This is a genomic window from Pseudomonas sp. NFACC39-1, from assembly GCF_900110355.1.
In the GTDB taxonomy this organism is placed as follows: Bacteria; Pseudomonadota; Gammaproteobacteria; order Pseudomonadales; family Pseudomonadaceae; genus Aquipseudomonas; species Aquipseudomonas tehranensis.
This window is the reverse complement of the sequence record NZ_FODL01000012.1, coordinates 107,880-124,538: the sequence shown is the minus strand read 5'-3', so window position 1 is coordinate 124,538 and position 16,659 is coordinate 107,880. Positions and strand designations below refer to the sequence as shown.

16 protein-coding genes are annotated in these 16,659 nt (G+C 59.8%); 6 read left to right on the top strand and 10 right to left on the bottom strand.

Features of this window, described 5'->3' with window-relative positions; genetic code table 11:
- Positions 1–224: 224 nt before the first annotated feature.
- Both BMY45_RS22350 and BMY45_RS22345 read left to right on the top strand, forming a co-directional pair.
- Positions 225–896: a polysaccharide lyase family 7 protein gene (locus tag BMY45_RS22350; protein ID WP_092401624.1), complete on the top strand. Its 672-nt coding sequence runs from the start codon at positions 225–227 to the stop codon at positions 894–896.
- Between the two features lie 292 nt (positions 897–1,188).
- On the top strand, positions 1,189–1,857 hold the full coding sequence (locus tag BMY45_RS22345; protein WP_092401621.1) for a polysaccharide lyase family 7 protein: 669 nt from the start codon (positions 1,189–1,191) through the stop codon (positions 1,855–1,857).
- Positions 1,858–2,274: 417 nt separating this feature from the next.
- Here BMY45_RS22345 and BMY45_RS22335 read toward each other — a convergent pair whose 3' ends face one another.
- From BMY45_RS22335 to tkt, 8 genes are all read right to left on the bottom strand, one after another.
- Positions 2,275–3,534, bottom strand: coding sequence for a type II toxin-antitoxin system HipA family toxin (locus tag BMY45_RS22335; protein ID WP_092401614.1), 1,260 nt, complete (start codon positions 3,532–3,534; stop codon positions 2,275–2,277).
- Positions 3,527–3,742, bottom strand: a complete 216-nt coding sequence (locus tag BMY45_RS22330) for a helix-turn-helix transcriptional regulator (RefSeq protein ID WP_256573676.1) — start codon at positions 3,740–3,742, stop codon at positions 3,527–3,529. Before BMY45_RS22330 ends, BMY45_RS22335 begins: the two co-directional genes overlap by 8 nt.
- 186 nt (positions 3,743–3,928) lie before the next feature.
- A complete protein-coding gene (gene fba / locus BMY45_RS22325; protein WP_003177554.1) occupies positions 3,929–4,993 on the bottom strand; it encodes a class II fructose-bisphosphate aldolase in 1,065 nt (354 codons plus the stop codon).
- A 267-nt stretch (positions 4,994–5,260) separates the two neighbouring features.
- Entirely contained in the window at positions 5,261–5,596 is a 336-nt protein-coding gene (locus BMY45_RS22320) for an MliC family protein (protein WP_092401608.1), read from the bottom strand.
- Between the two features lie 57 nt (positions 5,597–5,653).
- The gene (locus tag BMY45_RS22315; RefSeq protein ID WP_092401605.1) at positions 5,654–5,878 is read right to left on the bottom strand and encodes a hypothetical protein; all 225 of its coding nucleotides are present in this window, start codon (positions 5,876–5,878) and stop codon (positions 5,654–5,656) included.
- A 31-nt stretch (positions 5,879–5,909) separates the two neighbouring features.
- A complete protein-coding gene (locus tag BMY45_RS22310; protein ID WP_092401602.1) occupies positions 5,910–7,073 on the bottom strand; it encodes a phosphoglycerate kinase in 1,164 nt (387 codons plus the stop codon).
- Positions 7,074–7,097: 24 nt separating this feature from the next.
- Positions 7,098–8,183, bottom strand: coding sequence for an erythrose-4-phosphate dehydrogenase (epd, locus tag BMY45_RS22305; protein ID WP_092401599.1), 1,086 nt, complete (start codon positions 8,181–8,183; stop codon positions 7,098–7,100).
- A gap of 164 nt (positions 8,184–8,347) precedes the next feature.
- Positions 8,348–10,345: a transketolase gene (gene tkt, locus BMY45_RS22300; RefSeq protein ID WP_092401596.1), complete on the bottom strand. Its 1,998-nt coding sequence runs from the start codon at positions 10,343–10,345 to the stop codon at positions 8,348–8,350.
- Positions 10,346–10,602: 257 nt separating this feature from the next.
- Between tkt and BMY45_RS22295 the strand changes: the two genes are divergently transcribed.
- Positions 10,603–11,598: an ArsR/SmtB family transcription factor gene (locus tag BMY45_RS22295; protein ID WP_092401593.1), complete on the top strand. Its 996-nt coding sequence runs from the start codon at positions 10,603–10,605 to the stop codon at positions 11,596–11,598.
- Positions 11,599–11,617: 19 nt separating this feature from the next.
- On the top strand, positions 11,618–12,808 hold the full coding sequence (metK, locus tag BMY45_RS22290; protein WP_047230414.1) for a methionine adenosyltransferase: 1,191 nt from the start codon (positions 11,618–11,620) through the stop codon (positions 12,806–12,808).
- Positions 12,809–13,060: 252 nt separating this feature from the next.
- On the opposite strand, the gene BMY45_RS22285 is transcribed toward metK, so the two are convergent.
- Entirely contained in the window at positions 13,061–13,681 is a 621-nt protein-coding gene (locus BMY45_RS22285) for a LysE family translocator (RefSeq protein WP_092401590.1), read from the bottom strand.
- 207 nt (positions 13,682–13,888) lie between these two features.
- On the opposite strand from BMY45_RS22285, the gene ligB reads away from it, so the two are divergent.
- Together ligB and BMY45_RS22275 are read left to right on the top strand one after the other, a co-directional pair.
- Entirely contained in the window at positions 13,889–15,562 is a 1,674-nt protein-coding gene (gene ligB, locus BMY45_RS22280) for an NAD-dependent DNA ligase LigB (RefSeq protein WP_092401587.1), read from the top strand.
- 88 nt (positions 15,563–15,650) lie between these two features.
- Positions 15,651–16,046, top strand: a complete 396-nt coding sequence (locus tag BMY45_RS22275) for a DUF1090 domain-containing protein (RefSeq protein WP_092401585.1) — start codon at positions 15,651–15,653, stop codon at positions 16,044–16,046.
- Between the two features lie 67 nt (positions 16,047–16,113).
- Here the strand turns inward: BMY45_RS22275 and BMY45_RS22270 are convergent, their stop codons facing one another.
- Complete coding sequence (locus tag BMY45_RS22270; RefSeq protein WP_092401582.1) at positions 16,114–16,563, bottom strand: c-type cytochrome; 450 nt, start codon at positions 16,561–16,563, stop codon at positions 16,114–16,116.
- Between the last annotated feature and the right edge of the window lie 96 nt (positions 16,564–16,659).

Genomic DNA, 16,659 nt, shown 5'->3' with positions numbered 1-16,659 from the left:
CATCGCGCCATCATCCAGACAAAGCCCAAAATAGCCGACTAACGGTCACCCTCCCCGGGCACAAAACCTGCAATGACACCTTCGACGGACAATTGACGTCAATCATCCGCCGGACGGTCATCCATAAAGATCCATCCTGCGTGAACAACCCGTCCAGAACGCGCGGAGCAGAGCCTCGCGTGATGGCGTTCAGCACTTTTACTCTCGTTACGCAGGATCCGACCATGATCGATCTCACCACCTGGAATCTGAGCATTCCTGAAGGCAGCCCCACCATCACCATCGAAACACCCCGGCTGGCACAGGGATTCAAGGATCAATATTTCCACTCCGACACTGGCACGTTGTTCTTCTGGGCCCCGGTGACCGGCGCCAAGACCGCCAACGCCATTTATCCAAGAAGCGAATTGCGGGAAACCTACAGCGACGGAACCCTGCGCAACTGGCTTTACTCAGCGGCGGACAACAAACTGCGCGCCACCTTGGTCGTCAGCCAAGTGCCTAGCACGGGCAAGATCGTGATCGGCCAGATTCACGCCAAAGACAGCACACGCCCTATGGTGAAGCTGGAATACCAATACAAGGCCTACAGCGCCACCGGCAATATCGTCGCCAAAGTCCGCCTGCGCCCCGATGACGAATCGGGCCAAGTCATCACCATCGCCACGGGCGTGAAGCTTGATCGCAGGTTTTCCTACCAGATTCACCTCAGCCCCAAGGGCGCGCTGGGCATCAGCGCGGCGGGTTACAACTGGAGAACCACGGTAAGCCCGGACTGGAAGGACAAACCGTTGTATTTCAAAGCCGGCGTCTACGTGCAGGACAACACCGGCTACACCACCGAAGGTGGAAAAGTGACGTTCAGCATGCTGGAAATCCATCACACCGCTCTATAAGCGTTTCCCCTCGCGTACCGCAGCATGGACGCTGCTCACTTCGAACGTGACCCGCATGACCCCGATGCCATAGCGCCATCGTTCAAAAAAAATTCGAATTGCCCGACTAACGGTCGTCGTCCTCGGGCACCAAAGCGGCAAACACCACTCTGACGGACAGTTGACGCCAACCCTCCGCCGGACGGACATAAAAAATCCGTTCCGCGCGCTTCTCGGGGCACGTCATAAAAGCGCTGGCTAGAGCCTCCGGCTGGATCTTGCAACATATTCATTCCGTAGAAAGGGCCCGCACATGGTCGATCTTGCAACCTGGAACTTGAGCATCCCCGAGGGAAGCCCGCCGAAAACCATTGAAACGCCTCGGCTGTTGGATGGCTTCCAAAATAAGTACTTCAATTCCGAAGGCAGCACAGTGTATTTCTGGTCACCGGTGACCGGCACCAAGACTGAAAACGCGGTCTACCCACGCAGCGAATTGCGAGAGACCTACAAAGACGGCACCTTGCGCAACTGGCTGTATCCCGATGCCGACAATAAATTGAGCGCGACCCTGGTCGTCAACCAGGTACCCAGCACCGGCAAGATCGTGATAGGTCAGATTCATGCCAAGGACAGCAGCAAACCCATGGTGAAGCTGGAATACCAGTACAAGGACGACAGCAAGACCGGCAACATCGTCGCCAAGGTCCGCATGCGCCCCGATGACGACGAGGGTCGAGTCATCACCGTGGCCACGGGGGTGAAACTTGCTCAGTCCTTCAGTTACCGGCTCCACCTGGACCGTACCGGCGACCTGGGCATCACCGCGGCGGGTCGTAGCTGGTACACCACCATGAGCGCCAGATGGAAGGTCAAGCCGCTGTATTTCAAGGCTGGCGTGTATGTGCAGGACAATACGGGCTACACCAGCGAAGGTGGGAAAGTGACGTTCAGCAAGCTGGATATCGATCACAACACCTGAACTTTCAGCTCTGAAAATCTCGTAGGAATTCACCCTTTGTGGCGAGGGGATTTATCCCCGCTGGGCTGCGCAGCAGCCCCCGTCTTTCGTCAGACCTACCGCACGCGCCAGTTTTGCAGCGGCCGCGCCCCCGAGCGGGAGCAAGCTCCCTCGCCACAGGGGGCCGGTGCGTCCTACAGGTGGATTTTGGCCTCGAAAATCTCCTCTATAGTTCGGGTTCGTCTGCTGGCTTTGGTCAGCGGGCCCGGGTTTCGCAGCCCACTGACAAAACAGTCAATGACACCGAACACATCGGTGACATCCTGGACCCCGTCAACCACGCTGGCCGAACACAGGCATTGTGGAGTGGGCATCCCGGCATGGATGCCGGGATAGCCGCGCAGTGTCCCGAACACTTCATAACGAACAATACTCGCTTCACGCCAATGGCTTGCGCCTGAATCGAGGTGCAACCGAGTCATAAAGAGCGGCAAGCCTTCCGCCATCCCACTCCGCCCGCATGCCCTTTAGCAGCGCCCCATCGATACGATGCTCATTGATCGCCAGTGCCTGGTCCATAGCATCGGCGATTCGCTCAATAATCAACAATGGCTTATCTACCCCACAATGCTTGCGACCGAACTCGATCAGTTGCTGCCGATCAGGATAAGTCTTCACCTTGTTCATCTTGATCGCCAAGGTCCGATCCACCAACGAGCGGCCAGACTTGGGGTTGTAGTGTTCATACACCGTTGTAGTGGTGACATCAAAAACCGGTGCCAACCGCACGGTTTCCAGTGCGTCGGGATGTGTATAAATAACCCCGAAGTTTTTCAGGTGGGCATCCCCATTACGCACCATGACCGAGAGGCACACCGAAGAAAAAAAGCGCTCCAGTTCGCGAACCGGCTCAGCATGCCGGCATACCTGATTCACTACTGCCGCAAGGGTCTCGTAACTTTGGGAATATTTGTAGTTGTCATGGGGGTCTTTGTACAAGCCAAGGAGCACTGCCATGTCTTCAAATCCCAGGCGCCCGGAGGGGGTCAGGTCGAACCGCTCCATTACAAACAACTCACCGTTTTCCGACAACCAGAATGGTGGAGTTTCCAACCCGGCCAAACGAGCTGCTTCCAGACACAGGAATTCATTCTGCGCCAGGTGGGCATACTCCTCGGCGCCAGACTTCACGATCAGATCGGAGCTGAGCATGGTTTTTCGATCGCCCGTCAGCTTATCCAAGTCAGGCACCAGTACCTTGGGTTGGACGCCCGAAATACCAGACTCAAAATAAGTATCAACAAGGAAGTCAAAAACACTTTGAGAAGTATCCGCCGACAGAATGTCCTGCAACCCGACCTGAGCCCGCACAGTCGTCAAGGCCTCGTCAGGGTTGACGTAACTGAGTCGACCGATCTGATTACCCCCTATCACCGATAGCAGCCGCATGTCGTCGACCTGCATGTGTCTGGCCATACGACGCTTGATCTGGTCGGCCAGAAACCCCTCGGGCACGTTCATATCAAAGATGGGGTGAAGGACGTTGCTGACTGAAGGCGTAGGGTCATAGGGCATGACCAACGAAACCTCCCGAGGCGCCTCGGCGCTCGCATAGGCGAACGAAAACTGCGAACCTTTGGACAAGTCGCCGCTATAACCTTGCGGTGTCATGACATTGAGCAGCTTGACCTTACTCATCATGCTCTACCAGATCAGCGAGGGATTTGAGGTCAATCCGCTTGTCGACGATTTCCAGCGCCATCCCCAACGCCGATACGACTCGGAACAGGGTGTACACGGCCACGTTTTCACCGGCCTCTAGATCGATGATCGTTTTGCGGCCGCAGTTGGCTTTCTCAGCGAGCTGCCGTTGGGTATAACCCTTCGCACGGCGTAGTGCACGCATCCTATCGCCAAGAACTGAAGGGTTTAGAATCAGCACAATGTCACCTATAGCGGACTTTTTAGTTTTAAAATCTAATTATGTCCTTTATAGCGGACATTTCAAGCGCGTTGTGCCTGCCAATCTCCAAGGTCAATTCCACGCACAAAAAAACCCGCATCGCTGCGGGTTCTTTTTGACGCTTGAGCCTTAGTTCACCTTGGCGTTCAATTCACCCTTCAAATACCGCTGATACATAGCCTCCAGAGAGATTGGCTTGATCTTGGAAGCATTACCCGCAGTACCAAAAGCTTCGTAACGAGCAATACACACATCACGCATCGCAGTCACAGTGGCACCAAAGAACTTACGCGGATCAAACTCACTCGGATTAGTCGCCATCAAACGACGCATAGCACCGGTAGAGGCCAGGCGCAGGTCGGTGTCGATGTTGACCTTGCGCACGCCGTACTTGATGCCTTCAACGATTTCTTCAACCGGCACGCCGTAGGTTTCTTTGATGTCGCCGCCGTACTGGTTGATGATCGCCAGCCACTCTTGCGGAACCGAGGAAGAACCGTGCATCACCAGGTGAGTGTTGGGAATGCGCTTGTGGATTTCCTTGATGCGGTCAATGGCCAGCACGTCGCCGGTAGGCGGCTTGGTGAACTTGTAGGCGCCGTGGCTGGTGCCGATGGCGATGGCCAGGGCGTCGACCTGGGTCTTCTTGACGAAGTCCGCGGCTTCTTCCGGGTCGGTCAGCATCTGACTGTGATCCAGCACGCCCTCGGCGCCGATGCCGTCTTCTTCGCCGGCCATGCCGGTTTCCAGCGAGCCCAGGCAACCGAGCTCGCCTTCCACCGAGACGCCGCAGGCATGGGCCATGGCGACGGTCTGCTGAGTGACGCGCACGTTGTACTCGTAGTCAGTCGGAGTCTTGCCGTCTTCGCCCAGGGAGCCGTCCATCATGACCGAGCTGAAGCCCAGCTGGATGGAGCGCTGGCAGACGTCAGGGCTGGTGCCGTGGTCCTGGTGCATGCACACCGGGATGTGCGGGAATTCTTCGATGGCAGCCAGGATCAGGTGACGCAGGAACGGCGCGCCGGCGTATTTGCGGGCGCCGGCCGAGGCCTGGACGATCACCGGGGAGTCAGTCTTGTCAGCGGCTTCCATGATGGCGCGCATCTGCTCAAGGTTGTTGACGTTAAAGGCTGGAACGCCGTAGCCGAACTCGGCTGCGTGGTCCAGCATCTGACGCATGCTGATAAGTGCCATTAGTGTGTCTCTCCCGGTCGAGGGTCGTTAATCGTGCCAGCCTGCCGGAGCGGCGGCGGCTATTCAAGTCATTGCAGGTCGGGGGTGGGTCCGGCCTGTGTGTTCGGTGTTGCAAAAATCTCATGTCTTGCACAGATCCCTGTGGGAGCGGGCTTGCTCGCGAATGCGGTTTAACACTCAACAGGGATGCAAGCTGAGCCACTGCATTCGCGAGCAAGCCCGCTCCCACATTTGATCTGTTTCCACATTAAATCTGTGGTGTATCTGTTACTCGGCCTTACAACCCCGGCCAATCAAGTCATTGGTGGCGACCCAGTACACCAGGCCTTCCTCACCTTTGACGTGAAACGCCAGCATGTCGTCGCTGTACAGCGTACCCGATGCGCCCGGCTCTTCCTTCAGGTGATAGACCTGCTCGGCACCGCCGAGGCGAACGTCGACTTCCTTGCGGGTGTCATCGGTATAGCGCCACAATACCTTGGCCTGGCTGTCACAGGTCCAGGTTGTCCAGCCCTCTACTACAGGCTCGGACGAACGAAACCGATCCAGCTGTGCACAACCGGCCAGCATTGCCAGCGCCACAACGGCGATAAAGCCTTTCATCCGTGTTCCTCGACTGACAGCGCAGGCCGCCAGCCATGAGTTAATGAGTCAGACCCGTCAAGGGCAACCATGTTCCTTGGCCGGGACCTGCGTCTCGTATTTATCCAGGCCGTCCGGCCCGGAACGCTTATTGAGCACCGGGTTGGTTTCGGCCTGCCACTCGGCCTGGTAGCAACCGGTTTTCGGCTCGCTGGGAGTAATCGCTTCCGGTGCGGCTTGCGGGTGGCTCCCGCAAGCCGCCAGGGATGCGGTCAGCAACAAAAGCGCCAACGTCTTGACCATCACAACACTCCTTTGCCTGGTCAACAAAACCTCAGGCCTTGGCCCGGCTTTCCAGGACTTCCACGGCTGGCAGTACTTTGCCTTCGACGAATTCGAGGAACGCACCGCCGCCGGTAGAAATGTAGGAGATCTGCTCGGCCACGCCATATTTATCGATGGCCGCCAGGGTGTCGCCGCCGCCAGCGATGGAGAAAGCGTCACTCTCGGCGATGGCCTGGGCGAGCACCTTGGTGCCGTTGCCAAACTGGTCGAACTCGAACACACCGACCGGACCGTTCCACAGGATAGTCTTGGAGGATTTCAACAGTTCGGCGAAATTGGCTGCGGTTTGCGGGCCAATGTCGAGGATCATGTCGTCTTCGGCCACGTCAGCGATCAGCTTGACGGTGGCGGTGGCGCTTTCGGCGAACTCCTTGGCAACCACCACGTCCACCGGCAACGGCACGCTGACCTTGGCGGCGATTTCCCGGGCAGTGTCCAGCAGGTCCGGCTCGTACAGGGATTTGCCGACCGGGTGACCGGCCGCAGCAAGGAAAGTGTTGGCAATGCCGCCGCCGACGATCAACTGGTTGCACACCTGGCTCAGGCTGTTGAGCACATCGAGCTTGGTGGAAACCTTGGAACCGGCCACGATGGCGGCCATCGGCTGGGCCGGGGAGCCCAGGGCCTTGCCCAGGGCGTCCAGTTCGGCGGCCAGCAGCGGGCCAGCAGCGGCCACTTTGGCGAACTTCGCCACGCCATGGGTCGACCCTTCGGCGCGGTGAGCGGTGCCGAACGCGTCCATCACAAACACGTCGCACAGGGCCGCATACTGCTTGGCCAGTTCGTCAGCGTTCTTTTTCTCGCCTTTATTGAAGCGCACGTTTTCGAACAGCACGACATCGCCGGCCTTCACGTCCACACCGCCCAGGTAGTCAGCCACCAGCGGTACGTCACGGCCCAGGGCTTTGCTCAGGTAAGCGGCGACCGGCTTGAGGCTGTTTTCGGCTGAGTATTCGCCTTCGGTCGGACGACCCAAATGCGAGCAAACCATCACGGCCGCACCTTTTTCCAGGGCCAGCTTGATGGTCGGCAGCGAAGCCAGGATGCGCGCGTCGCTGGTGACAACACCGTCCTTGACGGGAACGTTGAGGTCTTCGCGGATCAGTACGCGCTTACCTTGCAGATCGAGGTCGGACATCTTCAACACGGTCATGGGTCGCAATTCCTGGGTAACTGTTTAGTGAGCAGGTTTTTTTGAATCAGAGAGCTGAGAAACAGAAAGCGAAGTCGCTGCTTGCAGATAATGTTCAGCGACATCCAGCATTCGGTTGGCAAAACCCCATTCATTGTCGAACCAGGCCAGGATGTTCACGAGCCGCGGCCCGGAAACCCGGGTCTGGCTGGCATCGACAATGGCCGAATGGGGGTCATGATTAAAATCACAACTGGCGTGAGGCAACTCGGTGTAGGCCAGCAGGCCTTTGAGCGGGCCGCTGGTGGCGGCTTCGCGCAGAATCCGGTTGACCTCGGTGGCGTCGGTATCGCTCACGGTCTGCATCGTAATGTCGAGGCAGGACACGTTGACCGTCGGCACCCGCACGGCTTTGGCCTGAATTCGCCCCGCAAGTTCCGGCAGCAGCCGCTCAATGCCACGCGCCAGACCAGTGGACACCGGAATCACCGACTGGAACGCCGAACGGGTTCGACGCAGGTCTTCATGGTGATAGGCGTCGATCACAGGTTGATCGTTCATCGCCGAGTGGATGGTGGTAATCGACACGTACTCCAGGCCAATGGCCTGGTCCAGCAGGCGCAACAGCGGCACGCCGCAGTTGGTGGTGCAGGACGCGTTGGACACCAACAGCTCATCGCCAGCCAGGCAGTCCTGGTTTACGCCGTAGACGATGGTGGCGTCCACATCCGCTTCGCTGGCCATCGGCTGGGAGAACAACACCCGCGGCGCGCCGGCCGCGATGAAACGCTGGCCATCTTCACGGGTGTTGTAGGCGCCGGAGCATTCAAGCACCAGGTCGACACCCAAGGACGCCCAATCGATACCTTCGGGGGTGGCACTGCGCAGGACTTTCACGCAATCGCCATTAATGTGCAGACAATCGCCCTCGACCCGCACCTCGCCCGGAAAACGGCCGTGGGTGGAGTCAAAGCGTGTCAGGTATTCAATGCTGGCCATGTCGGCCAGATCGTTGATCGCCACAATCTCGAACCCGGCCTTGTCCCCTCGCTCGAACAACGCACGCAAGACGCAACGACCAATCCGGCCGTAGCCGTTGAGTGCAACTTTGTAGGGACGCGGTTGGGGCATGGGGTTCTCTGACTTGGGTGAATCCATGAATAAGGCGCTGCACATTCCATTGTCATCGCGGGCAAGCCTTGCTCCCACAGGATGCATTTCCCTGTGGGAGTGCACATCCTGTGGGAGCAAGGCTTGCCCGCGATAGCGTCAGAACAGGCGATACATTCCTGGACTTAGTCTTCCAACAGCTCTTCAGCCTGACCCAGGATGTTCTCCAGGGTGAAGCCGAACTCCTCGAACAACGCCGGCGCAGGCGCCGATTCGCCGTAGGTGGTCATGCCGATCACGCGACCTTCCAGGCCCACGTACTTGTACCAGTAGTCGGCGTGAGCGGCTTCGATGGCGATCCGGGCGCTGACTTGCAACGGCAATACCGCTTGCTTGTAGCCGGCGTCCTGGGCGTCGAACACGCTGGTGCACGGCATGGACACCACGCGTACGTTGCGGCCCTGGGCAGTCAGTTTGTCGTAGGCCTGAACGGCCAGGCCGACTTCGGAGCCGGTGGCGATCAGGATCAACTCAGGTTCGCCAATGCAGTCCTTGAGCACATAGCCGCCGCGGGTGATGTCGCCGATCTGGTCGGCATCGCGGTTCTGGTGCTGCAGGTTCTGGCGGGAGAAGATCAGCGCCGATGGACCGTCGTTACGCTCGATGGCGTATTTCCAGGCCACTGCCGATTCCACGGCGTCACATGGGCGCCAGGTGTCCAGGTTCGGCGTGCAGCGCAGGCTTGCCAGTTGCTCGATCGGCTGGTGAGTCGGGCCGTCTTCGCCCAGGCCGATGGAGTCGTGGGTGAACACATACAGCACGCGCTTCTTCATCAGGGCCGACATGCGCACTGCGTTGCGGGCGTATTCCATGAACATCAGGAAGGTAGCGCCGTAAGGCACCAGGCCGCCGTGCAGAGCCACGCCGTTCATGATCGCGCTCATGCCGAACTCGCGAACGCCGTAATACATGTAGTTGCCGCTGGCATCTTCGGCGCTGACGCCTTTGCAGCCCTTCCACAAGGTCAGGTTGGAACCGGCCAGGTCGGCCGAACCGCCGAGCAGCTCCGGCAGCAGCGGGCCAAAAGCGTTGAGGGTGTTCTGGCTGGCCTTGCGGCTGGCAATGGTTTCGCCTTTGGCGGCGACTTCAGCGATATAAGCCGAGGCTTTTTCAGCGAAGTCGGCAGGCAGCTCGCCGCTGAGGCGACGGACCAGTTCATTGGCCAGCTCAGGGAACTCGGCGGAGTAGGCGGCAAAGCGCTGGTCCCACTCGGCTTCGGCAGCGCGGCCTTTTTCCTTGGCGTCCCACTCGGCATAAATGTCTGCCGGGATTTCGAACGGACCATGTTCCCACTTCAACGCAGCGCGGGTCAGGGCGATTTCCTCGGCACCCAGTGGCGCGCCGTGACAGTCTTCCTTGCCTTGTTTGTTGGGCGAACCGAAACCGATGGTGGTCTTGCAGCAGATCAGGGTCGGCTGGGCGCTCTTGCGCGCCGTCTCGATGGCGGTCTTGATCTCTTCCGGGTCATGGCCGTCGACATTGCGGATGACCAGCCAGTTGTAGGCTTCGAAGCGCTTGGGGGTGTCGTCGGTGAACCAGCCTTCGACTTCGCCGTCGATGGAGATGCCGTTGTCATCGTAGAAAGCGATCAGCTTGTTCAGGCCCAAGGTGCCGGCCAGGGAGGCGACTTCATGGGAAATACCTTCCATCATGCAGCCATCACCCAGGAACACGTAGGTGTGGTGATCGACAACGTTGTGGCCGGGGCGATTGAACTGCGCTGCCAGGACTTTTTCCGCCAAGGCAAAGCCCACGGCGTTGGCCAGACCCTGGCCCAGTGGGCCGGTGGTGGTTTCCACGCCGGGGGTATAGCCATATTCCGGGTGGCCCGGGGTGCGGCTATGCAACTGGCGGAAATTCTTCAGGTCGTCGATCGACAGGTCATAACCGGTCAGGTGCAGCAACGAATAGATCAACATCGAGCCGTGGCCGTTGGACAGCACGAAGCGGTCACGGTCGGCGAACGAGGGGTTGCTCGGGCTGTGCTTGAGGTAGTCGCGCCAAAGCACCTCGGCGATATCCGCCATACCCATAGGGGCACCGGGATGGCCGCTGTTGGCTTTTTGCACGGCATCCATGCTGAGTGCACGGATGGCATTGGCACGCTCACGACGGCTGGGCATCGCTGATCTCCTGGGTTTTGAATGGTGGAACCGAAAAAAGGCGAGCATTTTCCCTCACCCACCCGCCCCGGGGCAATGACAGATAGTCATCCAGAGGCTTTTTTCCGGTGGATAAAGTCGCATTCGCCAGGTGAAACCTTTCCGCTGATGGATTGTAGAGCCAAGCACACCTCGGGAAGTGCCATTTATCGAGCAATATCAAAACTTTTTGATATTGACCTTGCGGTGATCCATACCCCTCACTAGACTGCCGCCCTATGAATTTACGCGTGCCTTCCATTCGCCATGACGATTGCGATGAGCTGGCGGCCCTTTGCAAGGCCGGCGGCGATCCGCTGCGGCTCAATGTATTGCGCGCCTTGGCCAACGATTCGTTCGGCGTGCTGGAACTGGCGCAGATCTTCGGCATCGGTCAATCCGGCATGAGCCACCACCTCAAGGTCCTGGCCCAGGCAGACTTGGTGGCGACCCGTCGTGAAGGCAATGCGATTTTTTACCGCCGCGCCCTGCCCCATACCGATCTGCTGGGCGGCAAGCTGCATGCCGCGTTGCTCGAAGAGGTGGATGAGCTGGACCTGCCGACAGACGTGCAGGCCCGCATCGCCCAGGTACACGGGCAGCGAGCCGCCGCCAGCCAGGATTTTTTCGCCCGGGTGGCCGAGAAGTTTCGCGCCCAGCAGGACCTGATTGCCGGGTTGCCGCAGTACCGTGAAAGCGTCGTGGCGCTGCTCGACAAACTGGGCTTCGAGCCCACCGCCACGGCCATTGAAGTCGGCCCTGGCGACGGTGCGTTTCTGCCGGAGCTGGCCCGGCGTTTCAGCCAAGTGACGGCGCTGGACAACAGCCCGGCCATGCTCGAGCTGGCACGCCAGGTGTGCGAACGTGAAACACTGGCTAATGTCAGCCTGCAACTGGCCGATGCCTTGAATGGTGTGAGCCTGCAGGCCGATTGCGTTGTATTGAACATGGTGCTTCACCATTTCGCCGCGCCGGCCGATGCGCTCAAGCACATGGCCGATTTGCTGCAACCGGGCGGTAGCCTGTTAGTGACAGAGTTATGCAGCCACAACCAGAGTTGGGCCAAGGAGGCCTGCGGTGATCTCTGGCTGGGGTTTGAACAGGACGATCTGGCCCGTTGGGCCACCGCTGCGGGCCTCGTGCCCGGGGAAAGCCTCTATGTGGGCTTACGTAATGGTTTCCAGATCCAGGTCCGCCATTTTCAGCGACCGGCTGGCGACACTCACCATCGGTAACTTGTAGGAAAACATCGAGATGAGCGAATACTCCCTTTTCACCTCCGAGTCCGTGTCTGAAGGGCATCCGGACAAAATCGCCGACCAGATTTCTGATGCGGTGCTGGACGCCATCATTGCTGAAGACAAGTTCGCCCGCGTGGCGTGCGAAACTCTGGTGAAAACGGGCGTGGCGATCATCGCTGGCGAAGTCACCACTTCAGCCTGGGTCGATCTGGAACAGATCGTCCGTGACGTCATCCTGGGCATTGGCTACAACAGCTCCGACGTCGGCTTCGATGGCGCGACCTGCGGCGTGATGAACATCATCGGCAAGCAGTCCCCCGACATCAACCAGGGTGTTGACCGCGCCAAGCCTGAAGACCAGGGTGCCGGCGACCAGGGCCTGATGTTCGGCTACGCCAGCAACGAGACCGACGTGCTGATGCCCGCACCGATCACCTTCTCGCACCAGTTGGTTCAACGCCAGGCTGAAGCCCGTAAATCCGGCCTGCTGCCTTGGCTGCGCCCGGATGCCAAGTCCCAGGTGACGTGCCGTTACGAAGGCGGCAAGGTTGTCGGTATCGATGCCGTCGTACTGTCGACCCAGCACAACCCTGAAGTGTCCTACAAAGACCTGCGCGAAGGCGTGATGGAGCTGATCGTCAAGCACGTACTGCCTGCCGAGTTGCTGTCCAAGGACACCCAGTTCCACATCAACCCGACCGGCCAGTTCATCATCGGTGGCCCGGTAGGTGACTGTGGCCTGACCGGTCGCAAGATCATCGTCGACAGCTACGGCGGCATGGCCCGTCACGGCGGTGGCGCGTTCTCCGGCAAGGATCCATCGAAGGTCGACCGTTCGGCGGCCTATGCCGGTCGTTATGTGGCCAAGAACATCGTGGCCGCCGGCCTGGCCGAGCGCTGCGAGATCCAGGTTTCCTACGCCATCGGCGTTGCTCAGCCTACCTCGATCTCGCTGAACACCTTCGGCACCGGCAAGATCGGCGATGACAAGATCATCAAGCTGGTTCGTGAAGTGTTCGACCTGCGTCCGTACGCCATCACCACCATGCTCGACCTGCTGCACCCGATGTACCAGGACACCGCAGCCTACGGCCACTTCGGTCGCACGCCGCAAACCAAGACGGTCGGTGACGATACCTTCACCACCTTCACCTGGGAAAAAACCGACCGCGCCGACGCCCTGCGCGCCGCTGCCGGCTTGTAAGACCCGCTGGTACGAAAAGCCCCTGGCGACCCAGTCGCCAGGGGCTTTTTTATCAAAAAAATAAAGTCAGGCACCGCTCCTGTGGCGAGGGGATTTATCCCCGCGGGGCTGCGAAGCGCCCCCCCCAATCAATTGCCTCGGTGTGTCCGGTTAACCATGCTTGACCATTTTGGGGCTGCTGCGCAGCCCAGCGGGGATAAATCCCCTCGCCACAAGCCCACCCTCTCTCAGGCACCAATAGAACCATCGAACTCAAGACCGTCGCGCCACCAGCAAAAACGAAGCCGCACTGGCCAGCAGCCCCGCACACAGGCGATTGAACAGACGCTTGCCGCTCGGCCGGGCAAACAGCCGCCGCGCGTAAATCCCCATGTAGCAATACAATCCGATGGCGATGCACTCCAGCGCCAGGAACAGGCCGCCCAGCACGGCGAACTGCTGGGTGACAGTGCTGGCGCGGTCGACAAACTGCGGCAGAAAGGCGGTGAACAACAGAATCGCCTTCGGGTTGCCGATCGCTACCAGAAACTCCTGGCGCGCCAGGCGAGTCACGCTCATCGAAGTGACCGCCGCTTCAGCGCCAGCTTCTGGCTGCGCCCGCCACAATTGCACGGCGAGATAGAACAGATAAGCGGCCCCCACGAACTTGATCCCCAGGAACAACAGCTCCGAGGTATGCAGCACAGCGGTCAACCCCACTGCTGCCAGGGCAATCATGAGTGCAAACGCCAGCAACCGGCCAATGCCACCGCTGCACGCCCGGACGAAGCCATAACGCGAGGCGTTGCTGATGGACAGCAGGTTATTCGGCCCCGGCGCCATGTTCAGCGCGAAGCAGGCCGGGATGAAAACAGCAAGGGTCGTCAGGTCCATAGGGATGCACGCCTGGCAGAGCGGATCGAGCACCCATTCTGCGCTCGCCCCTAATGGGTTCAAGGCACAGTTGCGCAACCAAATCACCCTGCACTGTACCGCCACGACTTCGCCATCGGCCCCTGCAAAATCCGGTAACGCTCCCAGCCTCGCAGCTTCTGAGGCAGTGACTAGCCTTCAAGCACACCACCAAGCAAGGATGCTTCGATGCTGCCGCTATCACGCCTATGGGCCTGCTTCATATTCATCACTTCTCCCGTCCTCGCCGCGCCTTGTCCCGACTGGCCCCTCGGACGCGCCCAGGCAGAAATCACCGCCCTGCAACAGCGAATCGACTCATGGGATGACAGCTATCACCGTCTCGGCCGATCACTGGTAGCCGATGAGCTCTACGATCAATCCCGCATCCAGCTGGGCCATTGGCGCGACTGCTTTGATCTTGTGGCACCCAGTTTCCCCCTGCGCACCGCGGGCGGGAAAGTGCCACACCCGGTTGCACACACCGGCCTGGACAAACTCAAGGATGCCGACGCGGTCAAGGCATGGCTGCAAGGTCGAGAAGACCTCTGGGTCCAACCGAAAGTCGATGGCGTGGCCGTGACCTTGATCTATCGCGGAGGGCGCCTGCATCAGGCGATCAGCCGCGGTGATGGTGTCCAGGGGCAAGACTGGACCTGGGCTGCGCACAAAATCAACGCCATCCCGCAACGGTTGCATCAGCCATTGGACCTGGTCATTCAGGGTGAGCTGTACTGGCGGCTGATTGCTCATGTCCAGGCCAGCAACGGCAGTCTCAATGCCCGGGCGACCGTGGCGGGGCTGATGGCGCGCACGAATTTGACCGCGCAGGAGGGGGCGGACATCGGTCTGTTTGTCTGGGACTGGCCTGAAGGGCCGGCCACGCTGCCCGAACGGGAGGCGACCCTCAAAGCGCTTGGTTTTGCCGACACCACCGGCTACAGCCAACCCGTCCAGGCATTGGCCGACGTCAAGCAGTGGCGCGACCACTGGTATCGCACGCCACTGCCATTTGCCAGCGATGGCGTCGTCCTGCGCCAAAGCCGCCGCCCACCTGCTGACCGCTGGCGGGCCCGGGCGCCGTTCTGGAGCGTGGCCTGGAAATACCCCTATGCCCAGGCCCTGGCCGAGGTGCGCCACGTGCGCTTCAAGATCGGTCGTACCGGGCGCATCACGCCCGTACTGGAACTTGAACCTGCGATGCTCGACGACCGACGAATCCGCCGCGTGAGCGTCAGCTCCCTCAAACGCTGGGAGCAAATGGACATCCGTCCTGGCGACCGGGTCGCCATCAGCCTGGCCGGGCTGACCATTCCACGCCTGGACAGCGTCGTGCTGCGCAGTGTCGAGCGCCAGGACGTGAACGCCCCAGCGGCAGCCGATTATCACTTTTTAAGTTGCTGGCAGCCGACACCCGGCTGCGAAAGCCAGTTCCTGGCGCGCCTGGGCTGGCTCAGCGGCAAGCACGGATTAGCCCTGCCCCATGTCGGCCCGGGCACCTGGGAAAAACTCCTGGCGGCCGGTCGACTCAATGGTTTGCTGGATTGGATGACCCTTGATGCCGACGAGCTTGCTAACATTGCCGGCTTCGGCGAACGCAGCAGCGCCCGCTTGCTCGACAGCCTGCACAGCGCCCGGCAACGTCCTTTTGGGCAGTGGCTCAAGGCCCTTGGCCTGCCACCCACCGGCGAGGTCCGCCTGGAGGGGCCATGGCAGGTGCTTGCCGAGCGCGACATCGAACATTGGCAAGCCGAAGCCGGTATCGGCCCGGGACGCGCTGCGCAACTGAGGGCTTTTTTTCGCGACCCACAGGTGCTGGCGTTGAGTGAAGTACTAAAGGGTGCCGGGGTCGACGGTTTTTAATCCAGGTCCCACAGTTGAACCCAAGGGGTAAACGTGCGCTCCAACAGCGCATCTATACCAACCGTTCGCGAGTTTTCACGGAGTTGCTATGAATTTTCTGTCCCCTATCGCACTGCTGACGCTATGCAGCGCCATGGCCGCCCCCCTGATGGCAGCCGAGCAAACACCGGAGCTCACCGGCTGCGCAGCCAAGCGTCAGGGCATCATCAATCAAATCGAGCTGGCCAAGTCCCGCGGCAACAAAGACCAGCAAGCCGGCCTGGAAACGGCATTGAACCAAGTCACCACCCATTGCACCGACGCCTCCCTGCGCAAGGAACGCGAAAACAAGGTTCTTGAAGCCAAGCACGAGGTCAGCCAGCGTCAGGCCGACCTGGAAAAGGCCATGAAAAAAGGCGACGCGCAGCGGATCAACAAACGCAAGGACAAACTGGCGGCTTCTCGCAAAGAATTGCAGGAAGCGGTGGACGAGTTGGATAAGTAAGCGGCAAGCGGCAAGTTTTAAGCCGCAAGCCTAAAGCCCGACACTTGCAGCTTGCAGCTGCTCCTACTCAATAATCCCGAAACTCTTTATGGCAGGCGCTGCACGCATCCTCTACCTTCTGCACCGCAGGTCCCAGGTTGCTGGCCCTGTAGGGCTGGACCTTGCTGACGCTTACCAACTCACCGGTGGCCGCTTCAAGGCTGCGGGCCAGTTCCTGGAAACGCGCCTGTTTTTGCCAGACCTCATCCCGGGCACTGGTGTGGTCTTCTTCACGCACTTGCGGGAAATGTTTCCACGGCTCGCGGGACAGTTGATCAAGTTGCACCGCGCCCTCGGCAAAGCGCGGGCCGTCGAACGGGATACGACCGCGCAGCATGCCACCGAGCTCTTCGTTGGTCTTGAGCATCTGCTTGAAGATCGCTTTGCGTTGGCCCAGCGGGGAATTGGGATCGACACCGCCACAGGCGGACAACATCAGGCAGGCCAGCACGGCCATGGAAAATCGTTTTACAAACATCTTGGCCTCGGAGCAGGAAACGGCGGTTAGTATCCTCGGGTCATCGGCAAAGACCAATAGCCCTATTATCAATACGGGTTGTCTGGACGCCTGGAG